This window comes from Nonomuraea polychroma (assembly GCF_004011505.1).
In the GTDB taxonomy this organism is placed as follows: Bacteria; Actinomycetota; Actinomycetes; order Streptosporangiales; family Streptosporangiaceae; genus Nonomuraea; species Nonomuraea polychroma.
The window spans coordinates 8,233,791-8,253,129 of sequence record NZ_SAUN01000001.1; the positions used below are offsets into that span (position 1 = coordinate 8,233,791).

16 protein-coding genes and 1 pseudogene are annotated in these 19,339 nt (G+C 61.2%); 7 read left to right on the forward strand and 10 right to left on the reverse strand.

The features are described 5' to 3' along the window. Nucleotides 1-128: 128 nt before the first annotated feature. Complete coding sequence (locus EDD27_RS37610; RefSeq protein ID WP_127936623.1) at nt 129-869, forward strand: helix-turn-helix domain-containing protein; 741 nt, start codon at nt 129-131, stop codon at nt 867-869. Nucleotides 870-872: 3 nt separating this feature from the next. Then, nucleotides 873-1,349: an NUDIX hydrolase gene (locus EDD27_RS37615; RefSeq protein WP_127936624.1), complete on the forward strand. Its 477-nt coding sequence runs from the start codon at nt 873-875 to the stop codon at nt 1,347-1,349. Here the strand turns inward: EDD27_RS37615 and EDD27_RS37620 are convergent. The 3 genes from EDD27_RS37620 to EDD27_RS37630 form a co-directional block, all read right to left on the reverse strand. Continuing rightward, nucleotides 1,317-1,784, reverse strand: a complete 468-nt coding sequence (locus EDD27_RS37620) for an HD domain-containing protein (RefSeq protein ID WP_241564471.1) — start codon at nt 1,782-1,784, stop codon at nt 1,317-1,319. The two genes, EDD27_RS37615 and EDD27_RS37620, sit on opposite strands and share 33 nt — an antisense overlap. Nucleotides 1,785-1,949: 165 nt before the next feature. After that, the gene (locus EDD27_RS37625; protein ID WP_277750779.1) at nt 1,950-2,402 is read right to left on the reverse strand and encodes a GntR family transcriptional regulator; all 453 of its coding nucleotides are present in this window, start codon (nt 2,400-2,402) and stop codon (nt 1,950-1,952) included. 12 nt (nt 2,403-2,414) lie between these two features. Beyond that, nucleotides 2,415-2,759, reverse strand: a complete 345-nt coding sequence (locus EDD27_RS37630; protein ID WP_164903970.1) for a hypothetical protein — start codon at nt 2,757-2,759, stop codon at nt 2,415-2,417. A 143-nt stretch (nt 2,760-2,902) separates the two neighbouring features. Here EDD27_RS37630 and EDD27_RS37635 point away from each other — a divergent pair, with 143 nt between their 5' ends. From EDD27_RS37635 to EDD27_RS58960, 4 genes are all read left to right on the forward strand, one after another. Continuing rightward, the gene (locus EDD27_RS37635; protein ID WP_127936628.1) at nt 2,903-3,637 is read left to right on the forward strand and encodes an XRE family transcriptional regulator; all 735 of its coding nucleotides are present in this window, start codon (nt 2,903-2,905) and stop codon (nt 3,635-3,637) included. Between the two features lie 484 nt (nt 3,638-4,121). After that, entirely contained in the window at nt 4,122-4,751 is a 630-nt protein-coding gene (locus tag EDD27_RS37640; RefSeq protein ID WP_127936629.1) for a hypothetical protein, read from the forward strand. Nucleotides 4,752-4,827: 76 nt separating this feature from the next. Next, nucleotides 4,828-5,766 (forward strand): protein NO VEIN domain-containing protein, encoded by a 939-nt coding sequence (locus EDD27_RS37645; RefSeq protein ID WP_127936630.1) that lies wholly within the window; start codon nt 4,828-4,830, stop codon nt 5,764-5,766. A 241-nt stretch (nt 5,767-6,007) separates the two neighbouring features. Next, on the forward strand, nt 6,008-6,214 hold the full coding sequence (locus tag EDD27_RS58960; RefSeq protein ID WP_127936631.1) for a PDDEXK family nuclease: 207 nt from the start codon (nt 6,008-6,010) through the stop codon (nt 6,212-6,214). A 12-nt stretch (nt 6,215-6,226) separates the two neighbouring features. Here EDD27_RS58960 and EDD27_RS37655 read toward each other — a convergent pair. The 7 genes and pseudogenes from EDD27_RS37655 to EDD27_RS37695 form a co-directional block, all read right to left on the reverse strand. Continuing rightward, a pseudogene (locus EDD27_RS37655) lies at nt 6,227-7,626 on the reverse strand (IS3 family transposase). Nucleotides 7,627-8,036: 410 nt separating this feature from the next. Continuing rightward, nucleotides 8,037-9,929, reverse strand: a complete 1,893-nt coding sequence (locus EDD27_RS37670) for a DNA cytosine methyltransferase (RefSeq protein WP_127936632.1) — start codon at nt 9,927-9,929, stop codon at nt 8,037-8,039. A 318-nt stretch (nt 9,930-10,247) separates the two neighbouring features. Then, on the reverse strand, nt 10,248-12,272 hold the full coding sequence (locus EDD27_RS37675) for an AIPR family protein (protein WP_127936633.1): 2,025 nt from the start codon (nt 12,270-12,272) through the stop codon (nt 10,248-10,250). Beyond that, nucleotides 12,265-13,275 carry a PD-(D/E)XK motif protein gene (locus EDD27_RS37680; RefSeq protein ID WP_127936634.1) on the reverse strand — a complete coding sequence of 337 codons (1,011 nt, stop codon included), beginning with the start codon at nt 13,273-13,275 and terminating at the stop codon, nt 12,265-12,267. Before EDD27_RS37680 ends, EDD27_RS37675 begins: the two co-directional genes overlap by 8 nt. Then, the gene (locus EDD27_RS37685; protein WP_206641820.1) at nt 13,272-16,049 is read right to left on the reverse strand and encodes a Z1 domain-containing protein; all 2,778 of its coding nucleotides are present in this window, start codon (nt 16,047-16,049) and stop codon (nt 13,272-13,274) included. Before EDD27_RS37685 ends, EDD27_RS37680 begins: the two co-directional genes overlap by 4 nt. Before the next feature lie 64 nt (nt 16,050-16,113). Beyond that, on the reverse strand, nt 16,114-17,580 hold the full coding sequence (locus tag EDD27_RS37690) for an ATP-binding protein (RefSeq protein ID WP_206641821.1): 1,467 nt from the start codon (nt 17,578-17,580) through the stop codon (nt 16,114-16,116). A gap of 193 nt (nt 17,581-17,773) precedes the next feature. Beyond that, nucleotides 17,774-18,406 (reverse strand): hypothetical protein, encoded by a 633-nt coding sequence (locus EDD27_RS37695; protein ID WP_127936635.1) that lies wholly within the window; start codon nt 18,404-18,406, stop codon nt 17,774-17,776. A gap of 257 nt (nt 18,407-18,663) precedes the next feature. Between EDD27_RS37695 and EDD27_RS37700 the strand changes: the two genes are divergently transcribed. After that, complete coding sequence (locus tag EDD27_RS37700) at nt 18,664-19,269, forward strand: hypothetical protein (RefSeq protein WP_127936636.1); 606 nt, start codon at nt 18,664-18,666, stop codon at nt 19,267-19,269. The last annotated feature ends 70 nt before the right edge of the window (nt 19,270-19,339 follow it).

The following is a 19,339-nucleotide window of genomic DNA, read 5'->3' on the forward strand; positions in this document are numbered from 1 at the left end:
GCTTCGGTGTTGCTGTGTGACACCAAGATTGCGACGGAGAGTTAGGACGAGATCACTACACGACGGGACATGTTCAAGACGTCCGGCCTACGATGGCCAGGTCCCCGGACGTCCCCGGAGCAGGTGAGATGGCGAACGAACGGCTACGTGCCGCCCTCCTACAAAAGGGCGTGAGCATCACCGACCTGGCCAACGCGATCCAGGTTGACCCCAAAACGGTCGAGCGGTGGATCACCAAGGGCCGTGCGCCGTACCGGAAGCACCGATTTGCGGTGGCTTCCTACCTCGACACTGAGGAGACCTACCTCTGGCCGGAGGCGTTGACCCGCGAACAGGTCGCGGCAGCCTCAGAGTCCGAGATCGTCACTGTCTACCCACACCGCTGGGCGGTCCCAAGGGACGTGTGGGGACGACTGTTCGCGAGTGCGTCTGAGGAGATCGGCGTGCTGGTCTACAGCGGGTTGTTCCTCGCTGACGACACGGGCTTGGTGCGCATGTTCGGCGAGAAAGCAGACGCCGGGGTCCGGGTGCGCATCCTGTTGGGTGATCCGGACTGCGCCGAGGTGGCCCAGCGTGGCAAGGACGAGGGCATCGACGACGGCATGGCCGCCAAGATTCGCAACGTCCTCGTCCTGTACCGGCCCCTACAGGGACGCGCGAACATCGAGTTCCGGCTACATGCCACGGTGCTGTACAACTCGATCTATCGCGCCGACGATCAGTTCCTCATCAACACCCACGTCTACGGCGTCCCGGCCGGGAACGCGCCGGTCCTCCATCTACGCAAGGTCGTCGGCGGAGACATGGTCGCCACCTACGCCGAGAGCTTCGAGCGCGTCTGGGACGGCGCGCGGCCGGTAGGGTCGTGAGCCATGGCCAAGCGGATCGACTACTACGACGACCCTGACGCCCCAGCGCCCAACAGCCTGGTCCCGTCCGTGAACGTCATCGTCACCAACGCCGCGGACGAGATCCTGATGATCCGCCGCAGCGACAACGGCAACTGGGCCGTTCCCGGCGGAGCGATCGATCTCGGCGAGTCCATCCCGCAGGCCGCTATCCGGGAAACGCGCGAAGAGAGCGGCATCGTCTGCGAGATCACGGGCTTGGTCGGCACGTACAGCGACCCCCGGCACGTCATCCTCTACACCTCCAACGGCGAGGCCCGCCAGGAGTTCTCGATCGTTCTGACGGGCCGGGCCATCAGCGGAAGACCGACGCCCAGCGATGAGTCTCGCGAGGTCCGCTGGATGCCGCGCGAGCAGGTCACCGAACTGCAGATGGACCGCTCGATGCGGATGCGCATCGAGCACTACCTAGCCGGCACCGCCCTGCCGCACATCGGCTAGCGCCGCCTCCACCGCCCGTACAGCAGACAAAATGCACGGCGTCGAAGCAGTGATGGACCGGCTGACCAGATGATCGGGGCCGTAGCGGGAATGGATCTCGGTTAGGCGCTCTGTGACGTCGAGATGCCGTCCGTCCGGGCCGGTTGTCATGTCGCAGTAGGTGAGCGCCTGCACCAGCTCCGGCCGTTCCTCGTCGAACTCCTCCGTCAGGTCCGTGAACAGGGACCGCTCAAGGGCCTCGTTCACCGCGCAGGAGTGATGTGCGACCAGGCGGCAGAGCGTGTCGTCGGCCTGGTGGACATCGCGCAGATAGCGCGCACCGTCGAGGGGATGGAAGCCGGTCGCGACTAGATCAGGGGCGTATCCGATGTCGTGCAGGTAGGCGGCGGCGGTCAGGGTGTCGGCCTCGTCGCCAAGGATGCCCGCCAGTGACACGGAGCGGGCGGCTACCCCCTGGGTGTGCGCCCAGCGCCGCGGCAACGTCGTCTCCAACAGGTCTTTGGCGAGGTCATGAGCCCATTCAGCTTGTCCCACATGTTCACGATAGGCACAGGATGCCGGATTTGATCCAGAGCATCCGCCGGGACGTCCCAGGACGTCTCACCGGCGCACGAACCGCCCTCGCCCGTGCTCCGACACGATCAGCCCTTCCCGCTCCAGCACCACAAGCGCCTGCCGGACCGTGCTTCGCGACACTCCATGCGTGCGCCGCAGCTGCGACTCACTGGGCAGCGTCGAGCCGGGCGCCAGCTCTCCGCGTTCGATCTCGCCGCGCAGCTCCCGTGCGATCGCCTGGTATAGGTACGGCTCATCCTTCGGTTTGTCGCCGCCGAGGACCAGCCGGCCTTTCGCGGGGATGGTCAGAATCAGCCCTTCGTCCTCCAGCACGGCCAGCGCCCGCCGGACCGTGTTGCGCGCGACTCCGAACTCCGCGCACAGCGCCGCCTCAGACGGCAGCATCGAACCCTTCGGATACATGCTCATCGTGATCCGTTCTCGAAGCCGGTCAACGATCTGGGTGAAGATCCGCCAACCGGTCAGCCACCTCTTCACTGTCGATATGTCTCAGGTCCGGTAGGCATCGGCGATGCGGCGCAGGTCGATGCGGAGTTCGCCTTGCTCGCCCTCGTGCCAGCCGTCCCGCGCGGCCTGCGCGATCCGCTCGACGGCCGCGCCGCGGCGCAGGCAGGTGACCCGCTCGTCGCTCTGGTCGCCCCAGTAGAACCAGCAGAACTCCGGGTGGACGAAGACGCGGCGGACCCGCCACCGACTGTCGGTCACGTCCAGGCCGGGCCGACCGTCCTGGGCCACGACGAGGGCCGCCGGGACGTCGCGCTTCGTAAGCTCATCCCCCAGCGCGGTGAGCGCGCGCTGGGCATAGGCGTACTGCCGTTCTCTCATGCTCGTCATGACCGAGCTGTCCCTTCGCTGTCACGGACTGTGTAGGTCGAGATTCGCCCGTGTGGCGGAACCTCTACACCGCAACTCAGGGACGTCTAGGGACGTCTCGTGTTAACGTCCAGGCAGAACGCCTGGTTACGCGGGAGGTGCGCATGAACGACAACCTTCGCCACGCCCTCATCAACGCCCGCCTTCAGCCCACGGACGTCGCCGCACACCTCGATGTAGACCCCAAGACCGTGCACCGCTGGCTCAAGGGCCGCCTACCGTACCCACGGCACCGCTGGGCCATCGCCGACCTCCTCCATATCGACGAAACCGAACTCTGGCCTGAGATCGTCCGCCAACGTCGCCCATTCAATGACGAGCTCCAGGCCGTCTACCCGCACCGCTGGACGGTCCCCCGGACCACATGGCGGCAGCTCTTCCAGTCGGCCAGGCACGAGATCGGCATCCTCGCTTACAGCGGCCTCTTCCTCGCCGAGGACACCGGCATCATCCGCCTGTTGGCCGATCAAGCCCGATCGGGCGTCCAAGTGCGCGTCCTACTCGGCGATCCTGACGCCCCCGCAGTCGCGGCGCGAGGCGTTGACGAAGCCATCGGCACCACCGTTATGGCCGCCCGGGTCAGAAACGCCTTGAATCTGTACCGGCCCCTCATGAGCATCGCCAACGTGGAGATCCGCCTCCACCAAACCGTGCTCTACAACTCGATCTACCGGGCAGATGCCGATCTGCTGGTCAATAGCCACGCTTACGGCACACCGGCAGCCCAAGCCCCTGTGTTCCACCTCCACGCCACGGAACAGGAGGCATCCGCATCGACCTACCTGGGCAGCTTCGAGCACGTATGGGCCGGTGCCAAGAGGTCCAACCACCGGGTCTGATTAGCCAGCAGCCAGACGGAGGGGCCAAGATCGCCAGGGAGCCCGAGATCAGAAAGCAACTTATCTGTACGTGATCAAGGCGCATGCCGCCTTGCGGCGTCCCGCGCCTTCGGGCGATCGCGGGCCGCGCTGCGGCTCTTCGGCCGGTCGCGGCCCGCATCGCCCGCGCTACTTCACGAGTGCACCCACTCCATGATCAGCCATCAGGCAGTTCGCCCAGGTGCACGCCAGGTTGTGCTGGGACTAGCGAGGTCGGGGAGGTGGGAATCGATTTGCCTCAGCCAACCACTCGCAGATTTACGTGACGAGCCGGACAGTCCCAAGCGCAAACCCGCCAGTCTGAAATCGTACGCACCCCCGCCTTCTGGGCGATTAAATCCTTGTGGGCGATTAACTCCCTCGAAGGAGATAGAACAGCTCGATATAGCTGATCACAGCATCTACCATCATCCCCTGGGCAGTGCTTGACGGTGGAGGTCTAGGAGTGGTCCCCGAATTCGACGTTGGATGCTACGTCGACTATGACGCCGAAAGGCTCCCCGAGGTCACCGCACAGGATGTTGCCACGTTCTGCGCTCATGGCTTCAACAGAGAGTACACGCCCCTCTTCGACGTGACATGGGAGGACGCAGAGTACACCCTTGAGATCGAACGTACCGCCCTAGACCGCGCAGGGCAGGCGGACGACGGGGAGGGATTCGAGGCAGCGTTGGAAGCATTTACCGACGAGGCATGGGAGAACGAGGACGACGGCTACTTCGTATACATCCAGGGCCTAGACCTAGGGGTGGCAGGCCTAGTCATGGCGATCATTGCTGCTGGGGCCACCACTTACACCTCCTGCCGCGGACGCGTGCCAGGTTCTCGGCACCATCACCCACATCCCCACGTCGGGGTCGTGCTTGACCGTAATCGCGCCTCCTTGTTCGCGGAACTGGTGCTCGCCGCTGGCTGTTGCCTCTACACCAGCGAGTACGGCGATCTCGCCATCGGGGCCCCCTCTGTCGATCACTGCCACCAACTCGCCAAAATGATCGTCGAGAGAAAGGCGGCATTCGAGGAGCTTCCGGCACCTACGTGGCGCGAAGGCCTGGAGGAGTTCCTCCCGGACTGATGGGGTCGGGTTCATGTAAGCTGTTAGCCAACCGGGCACACCAGCATTTGTCGTGTTCGTCTGACATGGTGGCTGCGTGATTCCATACGACGACAAAGGACGCCGGATCGAAGCCGAGTACTTCGTGATTCCAGACGGCCACCACCTCGCTCTAATCCTGAGTAGCTCCAGTGGAGCAGCGCAGGGGCGACCCGCCAGAAACCCTGACTACATCCAGGGGCTCACCCTGCTCTTGACACGCTTACAGAGTCTCGACGCCACGCTCCTGGACTCGTTCGTGGACAGCCGACACACTCAGCGCCTCAGCCTCTCCGAGAGCGATCGCCGGCTCGTAGCCGTACCCATACCTCTCGCTGGCGAAGACATTCAGAAACTCCGCCTACGGCTCACATCTGCTCAGGGCCCGATCGCGCAACCGCCCGGTACGGTCAAGAAGGGCAACAACAGCAAGAGAATCCGCCTTCGGGTAGAAGTCCCTGGATTTACTTCGGCAAACGCAAGCCGACTCGAAGCCGCGCTAGCAACCGCCCTCCACTCCAATGAGGACTCAGGCAAAGCCATGGCGGGATCGCCGGCCGAAGCCATCCAGGATTCGCCACGCCACCACCACTTCATGCAGGACGCTAAGATCCGCCAGGCAGTTGAACGCCATGCTGTTGAGCGCGCGACCCAACACTTCGAGAGTCTGGGCTACACCGTGAGAGATGTAGGAGCCCAGAGATCGTACGATCTGCACATCACCAAGGGATCCAAAGAACTTCGAGTTGAGGTGAAGGGATCAACCACCAGCCCAGGTTCGGTCGAGCTCACCGCCAACGAGGTGGCCAATGCCGACGGCATCTGCACGATCCTGGTCGTGGTGGACAAGATCAATCTCGCCTATGAAGACAGCCAGCCCCTCCCCAGAGACGGCCGATTGCGCGTCTGGTGGAACTGGCAACCCGCAGCCGATAACCTCAGCGCAACCCGCTATCGGTACACGCTTCCAGCGGAGATGCCCACGCACTCAGAGTGAGTGTGGTCCGCACACAACCACTGAACGGCCATCTCAATACTCAACCACGGCCTCCGCACCGTGCTCGCCAGCATCGACCTGCTCGCCGCCCCCATGCCCATGCCGCGCCTGACCGAACCCCCAGAAGGCCGCTGGGGCAGGGCAGCCGAGTCGTCCTGATCGATGGCCGCCTGGTGCGCAGGCCGGCCGAAGCGACGCGGGCAGCCGCCGCAATGATTACGTAGCTGCCAGAATTGGTGTTATGACAGGCAAGAGGTCATGGAAGGCGACCGAGAAGGGCGCGCATCTCCGGGGACGACAGACACGTAACACACGACCAGAGTTGTCGCTACGCCGCGCTGTACACGCTCTCGGACTGAGGTTCAGGCTTCATCCGAGCTTGGTTGCGCAATGTAAGCCGGACTTTGTTCTCCCACGCTGGAGACTCGGTACCTGTCAAGGATCTTGAGACAGTCTCTTGCTATGTGGACGCTATGAGCGCTTGTGGGGTCGGTGGATTGATCCACGCCGCGGTGGGCATAGGGGGCGGGGTCGGCGGTCGGCCGAACCGCGTTGGATTGGCCGCATAGGCCGCGGCCAGAACCTGAGCTCGCTGGAGCTGGATCTGCCCGGCGGTGCCGAAGTAGACCGAGGCCGGGGTGTGCAGCCCCAGCGCCGCATGACGGTGCTCGTGCCGGTAGTAGTCGAAGAAATCGGTGCACCAGGCGTGCGCGTGCTCGATCGAGGAGAACTGCTCGGGGAAGTCGAAGCGGTACTTCAGCGTCTTGAACTGGGCTTCCGAATAGGGGTTGTCGTTGGACACGCGCGGGCGGGAATGGCTGCGCTGCACCCCCAGGTCCACCAGTAACTGAGCGACGTTCTTGGACGTCATCGCGCTGCCCCGGTCGGCGTGGATCGCCTTGGGCCGGCCGTGTGCCGTGATCAGTCCGGCCATCCACCGCTCGGCGATGGCGGCGTCCTCGGCCGCCTCCAGCCGCCAGCCCACCGGGTAACGGCTGAAGATATCGAGCATCACATACAGCTGGTAGAAGGTGCCGCGGGTCGGGCCGGGCAGGCGGGTGATATCCCAGCTCCACACGTCGTTCGGCTGATGGGCCACCAACTCGGGTTTGACATAAGCCGGATGCGCGGCCAGCCGACGCCGCTCGCGCACCAGTCCCTGCTCGCGCAGCAGCCGGTACATGGTCGATTGAGAGGCCAGGTAGACCCCTTCGTCCAGCAATTCGGCCCAGATCTGCGCGACTGCCTTGTCGGCGAAGCGCGGCTCGGTCAGCACTGCCAGCACGCGCTCACGCTCGTCGAGCGTCAGCGCGTTGGGCGGCGGCTCGACGGGGCCGGGCTTACGCGGCGGGCCACTGGCCCGGGCGCGTTGGCGATACAGGCTGGCCCGCGACTTGCCCAGCAGCGCGCACGCCGCGCTGGTCGAGGTGACGGCTTCCAGGTCAGCGAAGACCTCGCCTATCGCCTGTTCGACCTCGGCTTTGAGGCCGCGCTCTCGGAGAGCGTCTCCAAGAGCGCATGTGCTTTTCCCACCAGATCCAACGCCGCGTCTTTTCGGGCCAGTTCGGCCTCGAGCGCTTCCACCTTGCGCCGCAGCCGCTCCAGCTCGGCCTGCTCGCCGCTCTTGCCCGAGCGTTTGCCGCCCTTGGCCAGGCCGTCCAGCGCTCCCGCCTCGGCCGCCCGCCGCCACTCCACGAGATGCGAGGAGTACAGCCCTTCCCGCCGCAGCAGCGCGCCCCGCGCGCCCGGTTCGGTCAGCGCGTCGTATTCGGCCAAGATCGCCTGCTTGTACTCGGGCGTGAACGTCCGCCGCCGCGGCCGGTCCGCGCGTGGCCCCTGCTTGCCCTTACCCGAGCTCATTGCTCCATCATCGGCGATCGACGCCGGGGAACGCTCGGCCAGTCTCATGCTCACGGTTCGTTGAGATCCTTACTCACCCTCATCAGTCAGATGAACTGTAGTCACATCAGTCTCAACAAACCCTGACAGAGAGGGACTTGCGGTGTTTGTCGACGGTTGTTTCTGGCATGGCTGCCCCGACCACTCACCCGCACAGTTCAAAGGACCAAATGCCGACCTGTGGCACCAAAAAATCGAAACGAACCGCGCTAGAGACCGCCGCAACGACGCCCTCCTCGAAGAGGCGGGATGGCGAGTGCTACGCGTATGGGAATGCGAGATCAGGCGAGATGTCACGCTCGCTGCTGAGCGTGTAGCACATGAAGCCCGGGGAGCAGATATCTCGCCTGACTGAACTGAGTAGTGTCTAACTACCAAAGCGTTGATGTACCCGGCCGCTCTTGCTTCGCAAAGACGCACATATTAAACAATGGGCATGTCATGCATAGCGGTTCCTGTGGAAGACATGTAGTAGTACCCAGGAGACGAAGTGCTGCCATTCGAAGAGGCGCCGCCTCGCCGCCACCGATTAGCCTGGCTAGGTCGACTCGGCCGTCAGTAAGTCGATTGGTCTGATCAGATTTACTGCCGGCCACTCTAGCGGCAACACGTAGAGAGAGCTGTGAGGTGAGCATAATGTCATGGTTGCTGAGCAAGGTCAGCAGAGACTCTTCCGCTGGCGGCAAATCTAGCTCCTCCGCCAAGTCAGCAGGGTCATTCCAGACGTTACGCATCGCCGTCAACTTAGAAAGGCGTTCCAGTCGCCGCTCAACTCGCGGGTCATCAACAGCTTTAAGCAGAGTCCGGTATTCCTTTTGGGTGAGCTTCTTCAACCCCTTGAAAGGCTCGATAACTTGAGCCAAGCCCCGTATGTCCAGTCTGCCACCGAGACTGAGCAGAGTTACCACAACAGCAACCGCCGGAGTTACCTCTGGGCCTGGGAAATTAAACCAGTTTTCCCCTTGGCGTTGCTCCATTGCCCAATCCGACAAAGCCTTATGAAGAAGAGCCCATCGGTTGGGGGACGAAAAAAGTGTTGCCTGCTGCGTATTTTCAGGGTTGATAGCGTGGGCTGCCGCCTTTCCCAGCTCAGGGGGCACGGCGTTGCCAATCTGACGAAAGGCGTCGCTTCTGGTACCAGCAAAGCGGAAGTGGTCAGGAAACGTCTGGATCCGCGCCGCCTCCCGCACAGTAATCGTTCTATGTTGCTCCGGATGGATGTACCAGTAGCCATCCTTTGCAATGTGCGCGGTGATGGAGCGACTAAGGTCGTTCCAATCCAGTCGCTTATACTTGTCGTTGAAAGTGTCAGCCTTGTATCTACGAAGCTCTGCGGGAATGGCTGAGTAGAGAGTCTTATGGTCCATCAGCTTGAAGATCTCTAGATCATCAGGTCGGACCGGTCTGGTCATATGGTCCCAAACTATGCCAGCGTCCAACTCTGGGCTGCTTCGCATTCGCTGAGCGAATCCAGAAGCGCGTTCGGCGCCCTCGTATGACATAAGCCGATCGCCAACAGGATAGTCCTCCGGTAGCGGTGGAAGATCAATAATCGCGTCGCGCACCGTTACCTTGGCCCCTGGCTCTGGCCATGGAAACTCATGATGATCGTTTCGGGCCAGCACGATGAGTCGCTTACGGTGTTGAGGGACGCCGTACTTCCAGGCGTCCACGAAACGGACATCGCTGTAGTATCCTGCGTCCTCGAGGTCTTCGACGATCTTGCGTACGACCTGGAAGTCATCGCCCAAGGCCATGTCCGGCACGTTTTCCATCAGGACGGCCCGTGGTTTGATCGCTATAACAACCTCGAGGAAGGCACGCCACAGTTCCTTACGCGCGTCGTGAGGGTCGCGCCCTGCCTCTACCAGGCTGCGGATCTTGCTGCGCCCCGCACGACTGAACGGCTGGCAGGGAGGCCCTCCCGCCACGAGGTCGATAGTGGTCCTTTTGAGTAGCTCGACGAGCTTCGCTCGCGCCTCAATATCGGAGAGATCGATCGCAAGGGAGAGTCCTGGAAAGTTCGCGCGGTGTGTTTCAAGCGCGCGCTGGTCATAGTCGACGGCAGCGGCAACGGTCCAACCGGCCTCCTCCACCCCGAGGCTCAAGCCGCCAGCGCCGGAGAAGAGATCAACCGCGAGTCGTTCCCCGGCAGCTAGTCGCTTGGCGCACCACTCAGCGAAAGTTTCCTCGCTACAGGCGTCCTCTGGTACGGGGAGCTGGAGGATATCGCTGCGATGCAGCTTAACCCCGTAGAACGACACCTGACCTCCTTGCACCGAACTCCCCTGATGACCACCAGGAGAACACAGACTCCCCAGTCGCGGCAAGCATTCTCCCGCACCAGGCAGTACTTCCGCCTCCTGGAACACAGGAAAGTCAGAACGTACCGGCCGTGCTGTGAAGGTCCAAACGGTATCTCTGGATCAAGCGTATCTGCCCATCGAGCACTAGATCGAACAGGATAGCGCATCGTTATGAACCTCGAAGGCCGAGGCCTGATCTCAGTCAACCCTACGGGTCGGCCTCAAGATATATCGGATGCCCACCTCAGCCAACCAGCGAGGGCTCGGCCTCCGCTCCTACGCGTGGAAGCCAGCACTGATGGCCATGGCACGCAGCTTGAGGGCCTCGACCGCGACATCAACTCTGATCGGCTCTCCGTTCTGAAGGCGGCGACCAACCACCGCGAGCCGCTGTCTTTGATCAGGAGTGAGGCTTTGGGTCTCCTTCGCCCAGCGTTGGATGGAGAACCACTCCTCCGGGGCGATCTCCCCGACAAGCACAACTTCTTCTGGAAGGTCCATCTCATCGGTGGACTCGGGCGAGGGTCCGACCGGGTCAATCACAGGTTCTGGTAGTAGTTCAGCCTCAAGATCTGCGGGCACAGACCAGTGGATCCGACACACGCGTTCCCAGCACTCGGCCTTCTTGGCCCACTCTCCGGAGTGGTTGCCACCACGGGGGTTGTTGATAACTGCCATAACTCTGTCGACAAGGCCCTCGACCGCAGCGGCCAGCGCAGGCGACACGCCCTGTTCACGCCAGATCCGGTCAAGGTCCAAACGCTGGTTGGTTGCCTTGACCAGGAGCGACATAGTGTAGGCGGTGACGAAACTCTTGTTGCTGCCGGCCTGGTGCCGCTGGGCGATCCTGTCGATATCCTTGAACAGCTTCGCTTTTGCTATCAGGCGCTGGCAGTAGCGAACGTCGACACGAGGCACTTGGTCAGCCTTTACGGCAACCTCCAGCTTGATCATGAACTCCGAGAAGTTCTTCTGTGCACCTCGACTGACCAAATGAGGAAGCATTTCCCAGCAATGAATGTACTTGGCTAGGTCGGTTTTGCTGAACTTCTGTTTGGTGGGATGCTGCAGCTTGAACTTCCTCCTGTTGGCGGGGGTTCGCGCCTTGGCTTCGGCGTCAGTGTACTGGCCCCGAGCCCGCTCGTAGAACCAGCGGGTTTCAACGCCGCTACCGTCTGCGGCCGGGGCCCAGAGAGTCCTGGTCACCCGCTCCACGGCGACATGGAAAGGGTTATTAGAGCTGAAATCGACTAGCGTGACTGCATTTTGAGTATTGGAGTATTTGGATATCTCTGGCACAACCTCACTTAGCCTAGATTCAGGAAGTACCGTGAGCTTCATCTGGACGTGAACTTCGGAAAGGTCTGCTTTGTCACGCGAGTGCGCGTAGTAGATCGATGCTGTGGTCTGACCGCCGTTGACGATCTGAAGCCCATAAATACGCTTAATCGCGTGATGCCCATCATCACTACGAATGAAGTCGACCTGAGAAGCGGTGGCTGTGATGCCGTTGTTATAGGCCAGGAACCACTTGGGGGATCCTAGCAACGTCTTTCTAATACCGCCATTGACCTTGGCGCGAGTCTGCAGGAATGACCGGACGTTCAATTCCAGAAGCCGCGTACCGTACTCGTGGTAGAGGTCAGCCAGCACCTGGCCTGGGACGACGCTGAGCACCACTGCCAGGTCCGGCGCCGGCGCCGGCGCCGCGAGGCAGGCCAGTGGCCGCTCGAACTCGACGACCACCGGCTCACTCTGAGCACCAGAGCTAGCCAAACGGTGGAACCTGCGCAGGTCCCACAGTTCGTAGGTTACTTCGAGTTCGTCGAACAACGACGGAGCCGGGGCCTTTGACGTGCTGATGCAGTTAGTGAGCAGGAAGACCCTGATCCTAGATGCTTCGGCAAGCGCCTTCTCAACCCCCACACACAAATCATGGACGTCACTGGCTTCATCGAAGGCTTCTTTGATGTCCTTGTGCTTGCGCAGGAACTGAAGAGGTCGCTTGAACGCCGCGTCACTCTGGGCCTTGGTGAGCTTGTCCATCAGCGGAATCTGTCTGAACTCCGTGACCACCAAGTCCAGGCTACTGAGAGTCTTGTTGCTGCCAAAGCCGTGGATCTCTAGCCCGTGTGCTTTGTGGTATGCAAGGAACTGGTTCTCGATCTCTCCGGCCACCTCAAGGTCATCCAACATCAGCTGCGTGAACATTTCCGGCGCGGTGGTGTCCTCTGCCTCTGCGGTGGTTAGCACGTTGGCAACCAAGCCTCGGGCGAAGTCCTCCAAGGCGACCTCAGTCATCGGTCCGTCCGATCAGCGCACGTACATCGTCTGTGTTGAGAAGAAAGCTGTTGAGACCTGCGGTCTGGATCCGATAGCTGCAGGTGCTCACGCCAGCTCTGAGCTCTGCTTCCATAATGCGGGGGAAATCGTCTCGTACGGACCAGAATCTGATCTCTCGGAGGGTATATCTCGGTTCGTCGTAGCGATCGCGGTGCTGGGGGAAGTACCCTACCTGAACCAGACGATCGTCGAAATCTGACCGACTTGCCGTGCCTGGAATCGCCTGCCTGGTAGTTTCCACCATCGCGTTGAGGCTAGTGCCGACTCCCCCGCGGCGCTCGTCAAGGATCGCGAGGACCAGGATGAGGTAATCGACGCCGGTATCGTCCAGCTGCCGTTCGTTCGCGATCGAGATTTCCGAAGATGCCCGAGCGGATGTGGCCTTCACCTCTAGGGCACATCCCGAAAGCTGGAAGTCCTGATTGGTACCCGTGGGCCCTGTCCAGGAAAGGACAGCGTCGGCAGGACCGAGTGCGGGGATCAAATAGTCGCGTAGCAGCAGGAGTTCTCCAAAAAGGCCGCGACGGCCTTCCACACTAAGGCCATCCTCTCCGACGCTCCGCATTAGGTTCTGCCAACGCTCAAACTGATTGATTGCCGCCATGACGGCAGTATTGTTGTCAGGATTCACACTGATCGCGTTGGCGATATCAGTCACCAGCGTCGTGAATACACCCTTGAGCCCATCGGAGGTTAATGCGATCCGAAGCTCGTAGTGTTGGCGGTTCAATCGAAAAAAGCTGATCTCCAAGCCCTTGGTTCGGGGTAATTTTCCGTACGCACTCGCCGCACGTTCGTATGCGGCCTCGCTGGTATCGAGCACAAGCATGCGCTGGCGGTCCGGATAGGTCACCACGATGTGCAGTTCATGCGGAGATTCTGGGTGGAGCCTCAGCATTGAACGGCCAGGAGCGCCCTGCGGAGTCGAAAGACCCAACCAGTCGTCTTCGGTGATGCTCAACCCTCAGCCTCCTCTTCAGCTTCCTCGTCATCGAGGAGAGACTGTTCCTTAAGCCAGGTGGGGTTAACAACGTACTCAGTCTTCCTGTGCTTGAGGGACTTCGGAAAGCTGAACGCGTAACCCACGAGAGGCACTTGGGCATCCTTGTACTCCGACGCGATTGGATAAATCAGGAGAAGCCCTTGGTCCGTGGTGCGCACTTCCCGGACGAACCCATCAAGAGGAATTGTGGGCACCTTCATCGGATTGCCCTTCTTGTCGAGTTTCCCTGCTGCCCAGCGCTTGTGGTTTTCTAGCGCCCTATCTTTCTGCGTCTTGGTAAGATCTCTGTGCTCGTCGGCGGGGCTAATGAGTCGTCGGATCCTCAGACGGCCTTCGTTGAGTGGATCGGTACCCGGGTATGGACTCCGGCTGATCAACCCAATGTTATAGCCGCCAATCTGCGCGACGTGTTCTGCATCCGCCCTTCCCACCAGGCGCACTGTCCAGTTCCCAAGTTCGCCAACCTGGTCACACCGGCGAATGTACTTTGAGATATAGCCTGGCCGAACGCGGTGGGCGTATTTGTCCGGCTGGTAACCATCCAAGAACAGGGCGACATCCTCCGCGGAAATACTTCTCCACACGATGCTTCCGCCATCCATGACGGGGACACATACGTCGTCTAGCCTGCGAACGAAGCTCACAAGGTTAGCCAGGTTCTTCTCCGGAGCACCCTTTTTGAGATCGAACATCACGGTCTCGGGGTGGTCACCCGAATAGCTCAACCTAACCGGGGTGCCACCTCCCATCTTCGGCCGATTCGTGATCGTCAGGCCAAGGGACGAGGACTTGACCTTCAGCCCGAACTCGCTGGGCTTGGCCCGAAGAGCGGACATCTCCTCGACCTCTCGGCGAAGCTCGTCCGTCGCTTGGGTGATCTCGATGTAGGCCTTCTTCAGCGCCTCGGTCGTGTAAAGCCGGCACAGATCCTCGTAACCCGGGCGGTAGCCGAACCACCGGCCCATCTGGAGCAGAGTGTCGTACGCCTGTGCCGTACGAAGGTAGTAGCTGACGCTCAGGCCCTCGAGAGTTAGGCCGCGAGACAGCTTCTCACCGCCCACAGCAATCACTGACAGACCGGTCTTGCGGCTCTCGTAGTACTCCAAGGCATCCTTGGCGGCACCGTTGACGGCGCGCACCTGGATCTTCTGGGCAGCAGGGAGCAGGTGCTCGGCAACTTCGGTCCAGGAGACGTCCTGGACCTGGTCGGTGGGGAAAGCCTTGGTCGTGCTCATGAAGTCCCTATCCCACAAGTCACGAAGTTCCGTAAGCCGCTGAGCTGCGACGACGCTGTAGCGATCCTTCATGCTGTCGCCGAGAAGCCGAACATGATCGTCGATCAAATCGCGCACTTGGTGCTGGACGGCAGTAAACCGGGTCACATGCACAAGCATCGAATTGTGCACAGTCTCCATCCCCCTAGCCCGACGGGCGGCGCATGCGAGCAGGAAGGCGTTCACTGCCTCACGAAGCGACGGAGGCAACTGATCGAGAACCCGCCAGCTGGACTTATGCTTGCTCGGCATCCAGGTCTGGGAGTCCTTGATGGACCGTGTCACGGGCAACGCCTCAATGCCGTCCTCCTCAGGATCGTCGGAGGTCAGCCCGAAGACCCGCTCTGGTCCGAAATAGTTGGACGGAGGCTGGAGCACACGGATGAAACTTCCGGGGAACAGATCCTTTCCGAACTCTGGGTGGTCCGTATCCGGGTCAATCATGATGTTCGCATAAGGGGTCGCGGTGTACCCGACATAGCCCGCCTTCTCGAAAGAGTGGACCAGTTTCCGGATCTCACCGTTGACTTTCGACGGGTCGGTCTCGGCGTCTTTGGAGACGTCGATCCCCGCGTGGTCGGCCTCGTCGTCGATCAATAGGAGCGGCAGTTCACGGATGACGTCCTTACCCGTGGCCTCGTCCTTCGTCCCGTGTACATCGACCAGCCATTTCCGGACGTTCTCGATGATGCTACGGTGCTTCTTAATCACTAGCACTACCGGGAAGTGACCCAAGGGAAAATTAAGCTGTTGCGCTTTGCGCCGAGTGAAGTCGCCCTTCTCTGTACTATCAGTTAGCGAGCCAATTCCCAGACGTTTTGTGTGCGACATGGCGCCTGCCCCGATATACCGGGTCGCGTCCTCGTCGTACCGCTTCTGGAACTGGGTGTCGAATCCCAACAAGCCCTGGTCAATCCGCAATTGCGTCTGACTGCGAAGGTCGTTGTGAATACCTGCCAGGATAATGATCAACTTGAAGCCAGCATCTGCGCCCTTACAGGCTAGGCCTATATAATTGCCGGTCTTGCCAGATTGCACTTGGCCGATGACCAAGCCAGCTCGCTTCCATCCATTTACTGAAGTCGGGTCCTCAAGTTCGCCCAAGACCTCGTCAGTGGATCTATTCAGCACTCGGACAACTTCGGGAGGAAGTCCTTCCACATTCTCCAGGTAGTCCCTGTACCGCTCCCAGAACTCCCAGTTGCGGGATGCTTTTGCATCAGGGAGCCACGGCGTGTGCGTGTCGTCATCATCAGCGATGCCCGTTGAGTCCTCTTGGAAGATTGCAACGAGCTCTTCCACTCTGCGCAAAAGCGCCCGCTGGTCGAGACCAGGGAAGAGCGGGTGAACCTTGCTGACCGCGGACATCACTTCCTCGTCCGTGGCGTGCCGGTCAACCGGCAGGAGAGCTCGGACCACGCGAAGCGCATCGGTGAGGGTCTGCTCACTGGTGCTCACAACTTCCTCCTTGCACAGCCGGCGGGTCTGGAGCGAGCCTAGGCGCCGCCGGTGACATTTTGGGTCACTGATTCCAGAAGCCCGACAGGCGGTTGAACGGATCCATGTCTCGGAGCATCGCGTTGGCTTCTTCGGGACTCTTGCCCTGGTTGACCAGTGCAGCGAACAGTTCGCTTGCGACGGCCTCCTGGGTCTCGTTCGGCTTCCCGCCAAACGGCTCGGGGTCGTCGGCCGCATCCGCCTCGTGTATCACCCGTAGAGCTTCGACCGGTACGGTCTCTTCGAGGAGCGTCAGCAACGCCTTCACAGTTGCGCTGCGCTCCTCGGAAGTCCGCAGCGTCTCACGGACAAGAGGGTGCTCACGATTGATCCGGCACTTGATTCTTCCGTCCAGCTTGTCGACCCTCCACGGGTAGACGAATGTCCTGCCATGTTGGCGCGCCGCGATCTGTCCCCGGTGCCGGATCACATCCGCTCCCTGCTCGCGGGCGCGCAGTGCGATGCGCCGTAGATGTCGCCGAAGGGCCACTGGGGGTACGACCTTCGACTTGCGGACGTCCACACTCCACTCCGCATCAAGTTCAGCAGGGACGTCGACGGAAATCCGAACCAGGTTGTATTTCTCCTCCTGGCGCAGCCCTCGAAGATCGAGCCAATCACCCGCGAGAATCAGTCGGTTCCTCCGGTACACGTAGAAGCCCTGCTGGTTCAGCCAACCATTCGGCCCGCCTGCTGCGTCGTACTGCTCCTTGGACAGCTTCTGGGCGCTGGGCAACACAAATGCCTCAACCTTCACGGTGCTGTGCGCGAGGGGAAGAGCCTCCGCGGGGACGCGCTGTACGGAGGGGTGTCCTGAAAGGAAGGGGTCCCACGGCTGGACTCTCTGTCCCTGGATCCGCAGGTCCACGTCCTTAAGGAACCGGGCAAACACCATCTCGAGATGTCGTTTTACCCGGGTCGCCTCATCGTAGAACTGCTGCTGGGCGGTCTGGTCGACGTCCATTTCATCGGACCCGTAGCCATTGAGTCGTCTCCAGAGCACAACCGTGCCAGCCACAAGACCTTCACGCAGCTGGTCAAGGATCTCCAAAGTCTTCAGGTCAGCGTTGTGCAGTAGGCGCCACTCCCGCGTGGATTCGACTGTGTCTAGGTCCCAGGTGCGCGTATGCCATTCACCACTGTAATTGGCACTGGTCACGGTCAGCTGGCGTGCCTGAGAAAACGAGGCAGTCTTCAGCCCCATTCCGAACCGGCCGAGATCCTCTGCAGTTCGCTCCGAGGCGGGTCCGCGAGCAGCAGGAGTCATCGCGGTGATCAAGTCAGTGAGGGCCATGCCTTCACCATTGTCGATCACAGCAACCCAGGAGTTCTCAGCGCCCCAGGTGAACACCACGTCAATCTGTCCGGCCTTGGCCGAGATGCTGTTGTCAACAAGATCTGCAACGGCTGCCTCGATTGAATAGCCGAGAGAACTCAGCGATGCCACCATTCCAGCCGGATCGGGGGCCGCGATGTCGAAATCAGGTGTCACGATTCCGCGCGCCACCTTTCCGGCTGCAGGCTCCCGCGACGCACTGTACCCGGCCATAGCCATCCGAATTTCTCGCTCCGCCAACCAGCCAAAGACGGCACTGCCCCTCCTGTAACGTTCCAGTAGCGCCCTCACTGACATGACAGGTGTCCATGACGGGGAGCCTATCCGGATGGCCGACCTCGTTCGCCGGTTAGTACCAATCTCGCTCTCTCCTGATTCTCTCCAGCCCGGCGAACCAACCCGGTGGAGGAAGAGCATCGAAGTCGGCTCGACTGTCATAGATCGCCTTTGCGAGCGCCGTTGTCTCTGAGAGGGAAGAAGCATAAGCAACGAGGTAGCGGCGATCGACTGCATTTCCGAGCCCGCATCCGATCTCACGGGCGAGCCTCGCAACAATCAGCGCTCGGTCTGCGTCAGCCGCGAACCCCACCTGTGGATGCGTCCAGGTATTTATTCGGTGGTCATTATGAGCCCTACATGAGCAGAACGTGACGCAACCAGCAGCGCACAGCGCCAACGACAATCCGGCAACACCTAGGTCCAGCAGTTGCAGGGGCCCGTCGGGAATGTCATCTTCGTCCCCGGACTCCGCTTGGTCCATGATCTTGTCGAACTCGGCTGGACTGTCCGCTTCCGCGTCGGCGGTGGTCAGCCAGTGGTCTTCGAACTCCAAGCACTCCAAGACCTCTGCCCAGCCGACTGGAACCAACGGCTCGTACTCGTGAACGTACACGAATCCGTCCGCTACATCTTCGGCGTCGGGAACCTTGAGTTGCTGGATGTCGATCTCAACGATCGGCTCCACGTCGTATCGCGGAATCATAGAGATATCTTGGGGTAAGGAGCCTGCTTGGGGCACCCATTCCAGGACCTCCGATTACCTGGCTTCCCTAATGTGACGAAAGCTTGGGGGGTTCCACCCCGTCGGCAACTCAGAGCATGCAAATGGATGCTCTGGGCTATCATCCGCGTCCCCTCACGGAGCGAAGAGGCCAAGCGGATCACTCGCGCGGTCACCCATGCCTGCATCGGACCGGTCATCGATGCGCTGCTGGCCTGACCGCCACGCAGCCTGTGGAGGTGCGCGCCGGCCTGAAGCAGGAGTCGACGACGTCCAAGCGCTGCCCGGCATCGAGCAGCCCATCGAGGTGGGACGGCCAGGCCGTCACGTGGGTGGAACTCCCCCACCACCGCACTGCCCTGGTCCATGGATGGCGCGCCATCATCGAGAGAGCCGACCGAGTACAGCTCAGCAACTGCGCCTCGACCCGCGGGAACGTCGATAGGCTCGATGATGTGAAGTCTCTCGGCGAACCCTTGGCCGTCGCTCAGGGCCTGCGAACGGACATCGCGAACGAAGCGGTGGGCAATTCGGAGGTTTCCGAACGCCTTGCCGTGGTGTCCGACGGGACGGCCTCGGTTCTCAACTCCGAAGGACTTGAGACCTATGAGGGTGGAGGTGTGATCGCCTTCGTTAACGATTCCGGCATCCCCTTCGTCGCGCAGGCAGACCAGCTCATTGACGAAGCCGCCAGCCTCAAACCCCAAGCCGTACTGCTCGCCGGGTCAGCTCTCATCGGACGTCCCGGGAAGGGTTTCGAAGGGCGTTATACCACTGGTTCCTCACGTACACCTTTTCCGCTCGTTGACCAAGCCGGCACCGTCTGGCAGTCCGGCACGCCCTGACATCGTCGAGGCTGCTCCCACCCTCACCCGCGACTCCGGGATCAGGCTGCTTCCCACTTCACACGACCCG

What these genes read in the sequence shown, in the direction of transcription:
- EDD27_RS37695 (WP_127936635.1), bottom strand. Translation starts at nt 18,406, where the DNA reads ATGATTCCGCGATACGACGTGGAGCCGATCGTTGAGATCGACATCCAG.
- EDD27_RS37675 (WP_127936633.1), bottom strand. Translation starts at nt 12,272, where the DNA reads ATGACTGAGGTCGCCTTGGAGGACTTCGCCCGAGGCTTGGTTGCCAAC.
- EDD27_RS58960 (WP_127936631.1), top strand. Translation starts at nt 6,008, where the DNA reads ATGACAGGCAAGAGGTCATGGAAGGCGACCGAGAAGGGCGCGCATCTC.
- EDD27_RS37635 (WP_127936628.1), top strand. Translation starts at nt 2,903, where the DNA reads ATGAACGACAACCTTCGCCACGCCCTCATCAACGCCCGCCTTCAGCCC.
- EDD27_RS37610 (WP_127936623.1), top strand. Translation starts at nt 129, where the DNA reads ATGGCGAACGAACGGCTACGTGCCGCCCTCCTACAAAAGGGCGTGAGC.
- EDD27_RS37630 (WP_164903970.1), bottom strand. Translation starts at nt 2,759, where the DNA reads ATGACGAGCATGAGAGAACGGCAGTACGCCTATGCCCAGCGCGCGCTC.
- EDD27_RS37615 (WP_127936624.1), top strand. Translation starts at nt 873, where the DNA reads ATGGCCAAGCGGATCGACTACTACGACGACCCTGACGCCCCAGCGCCC.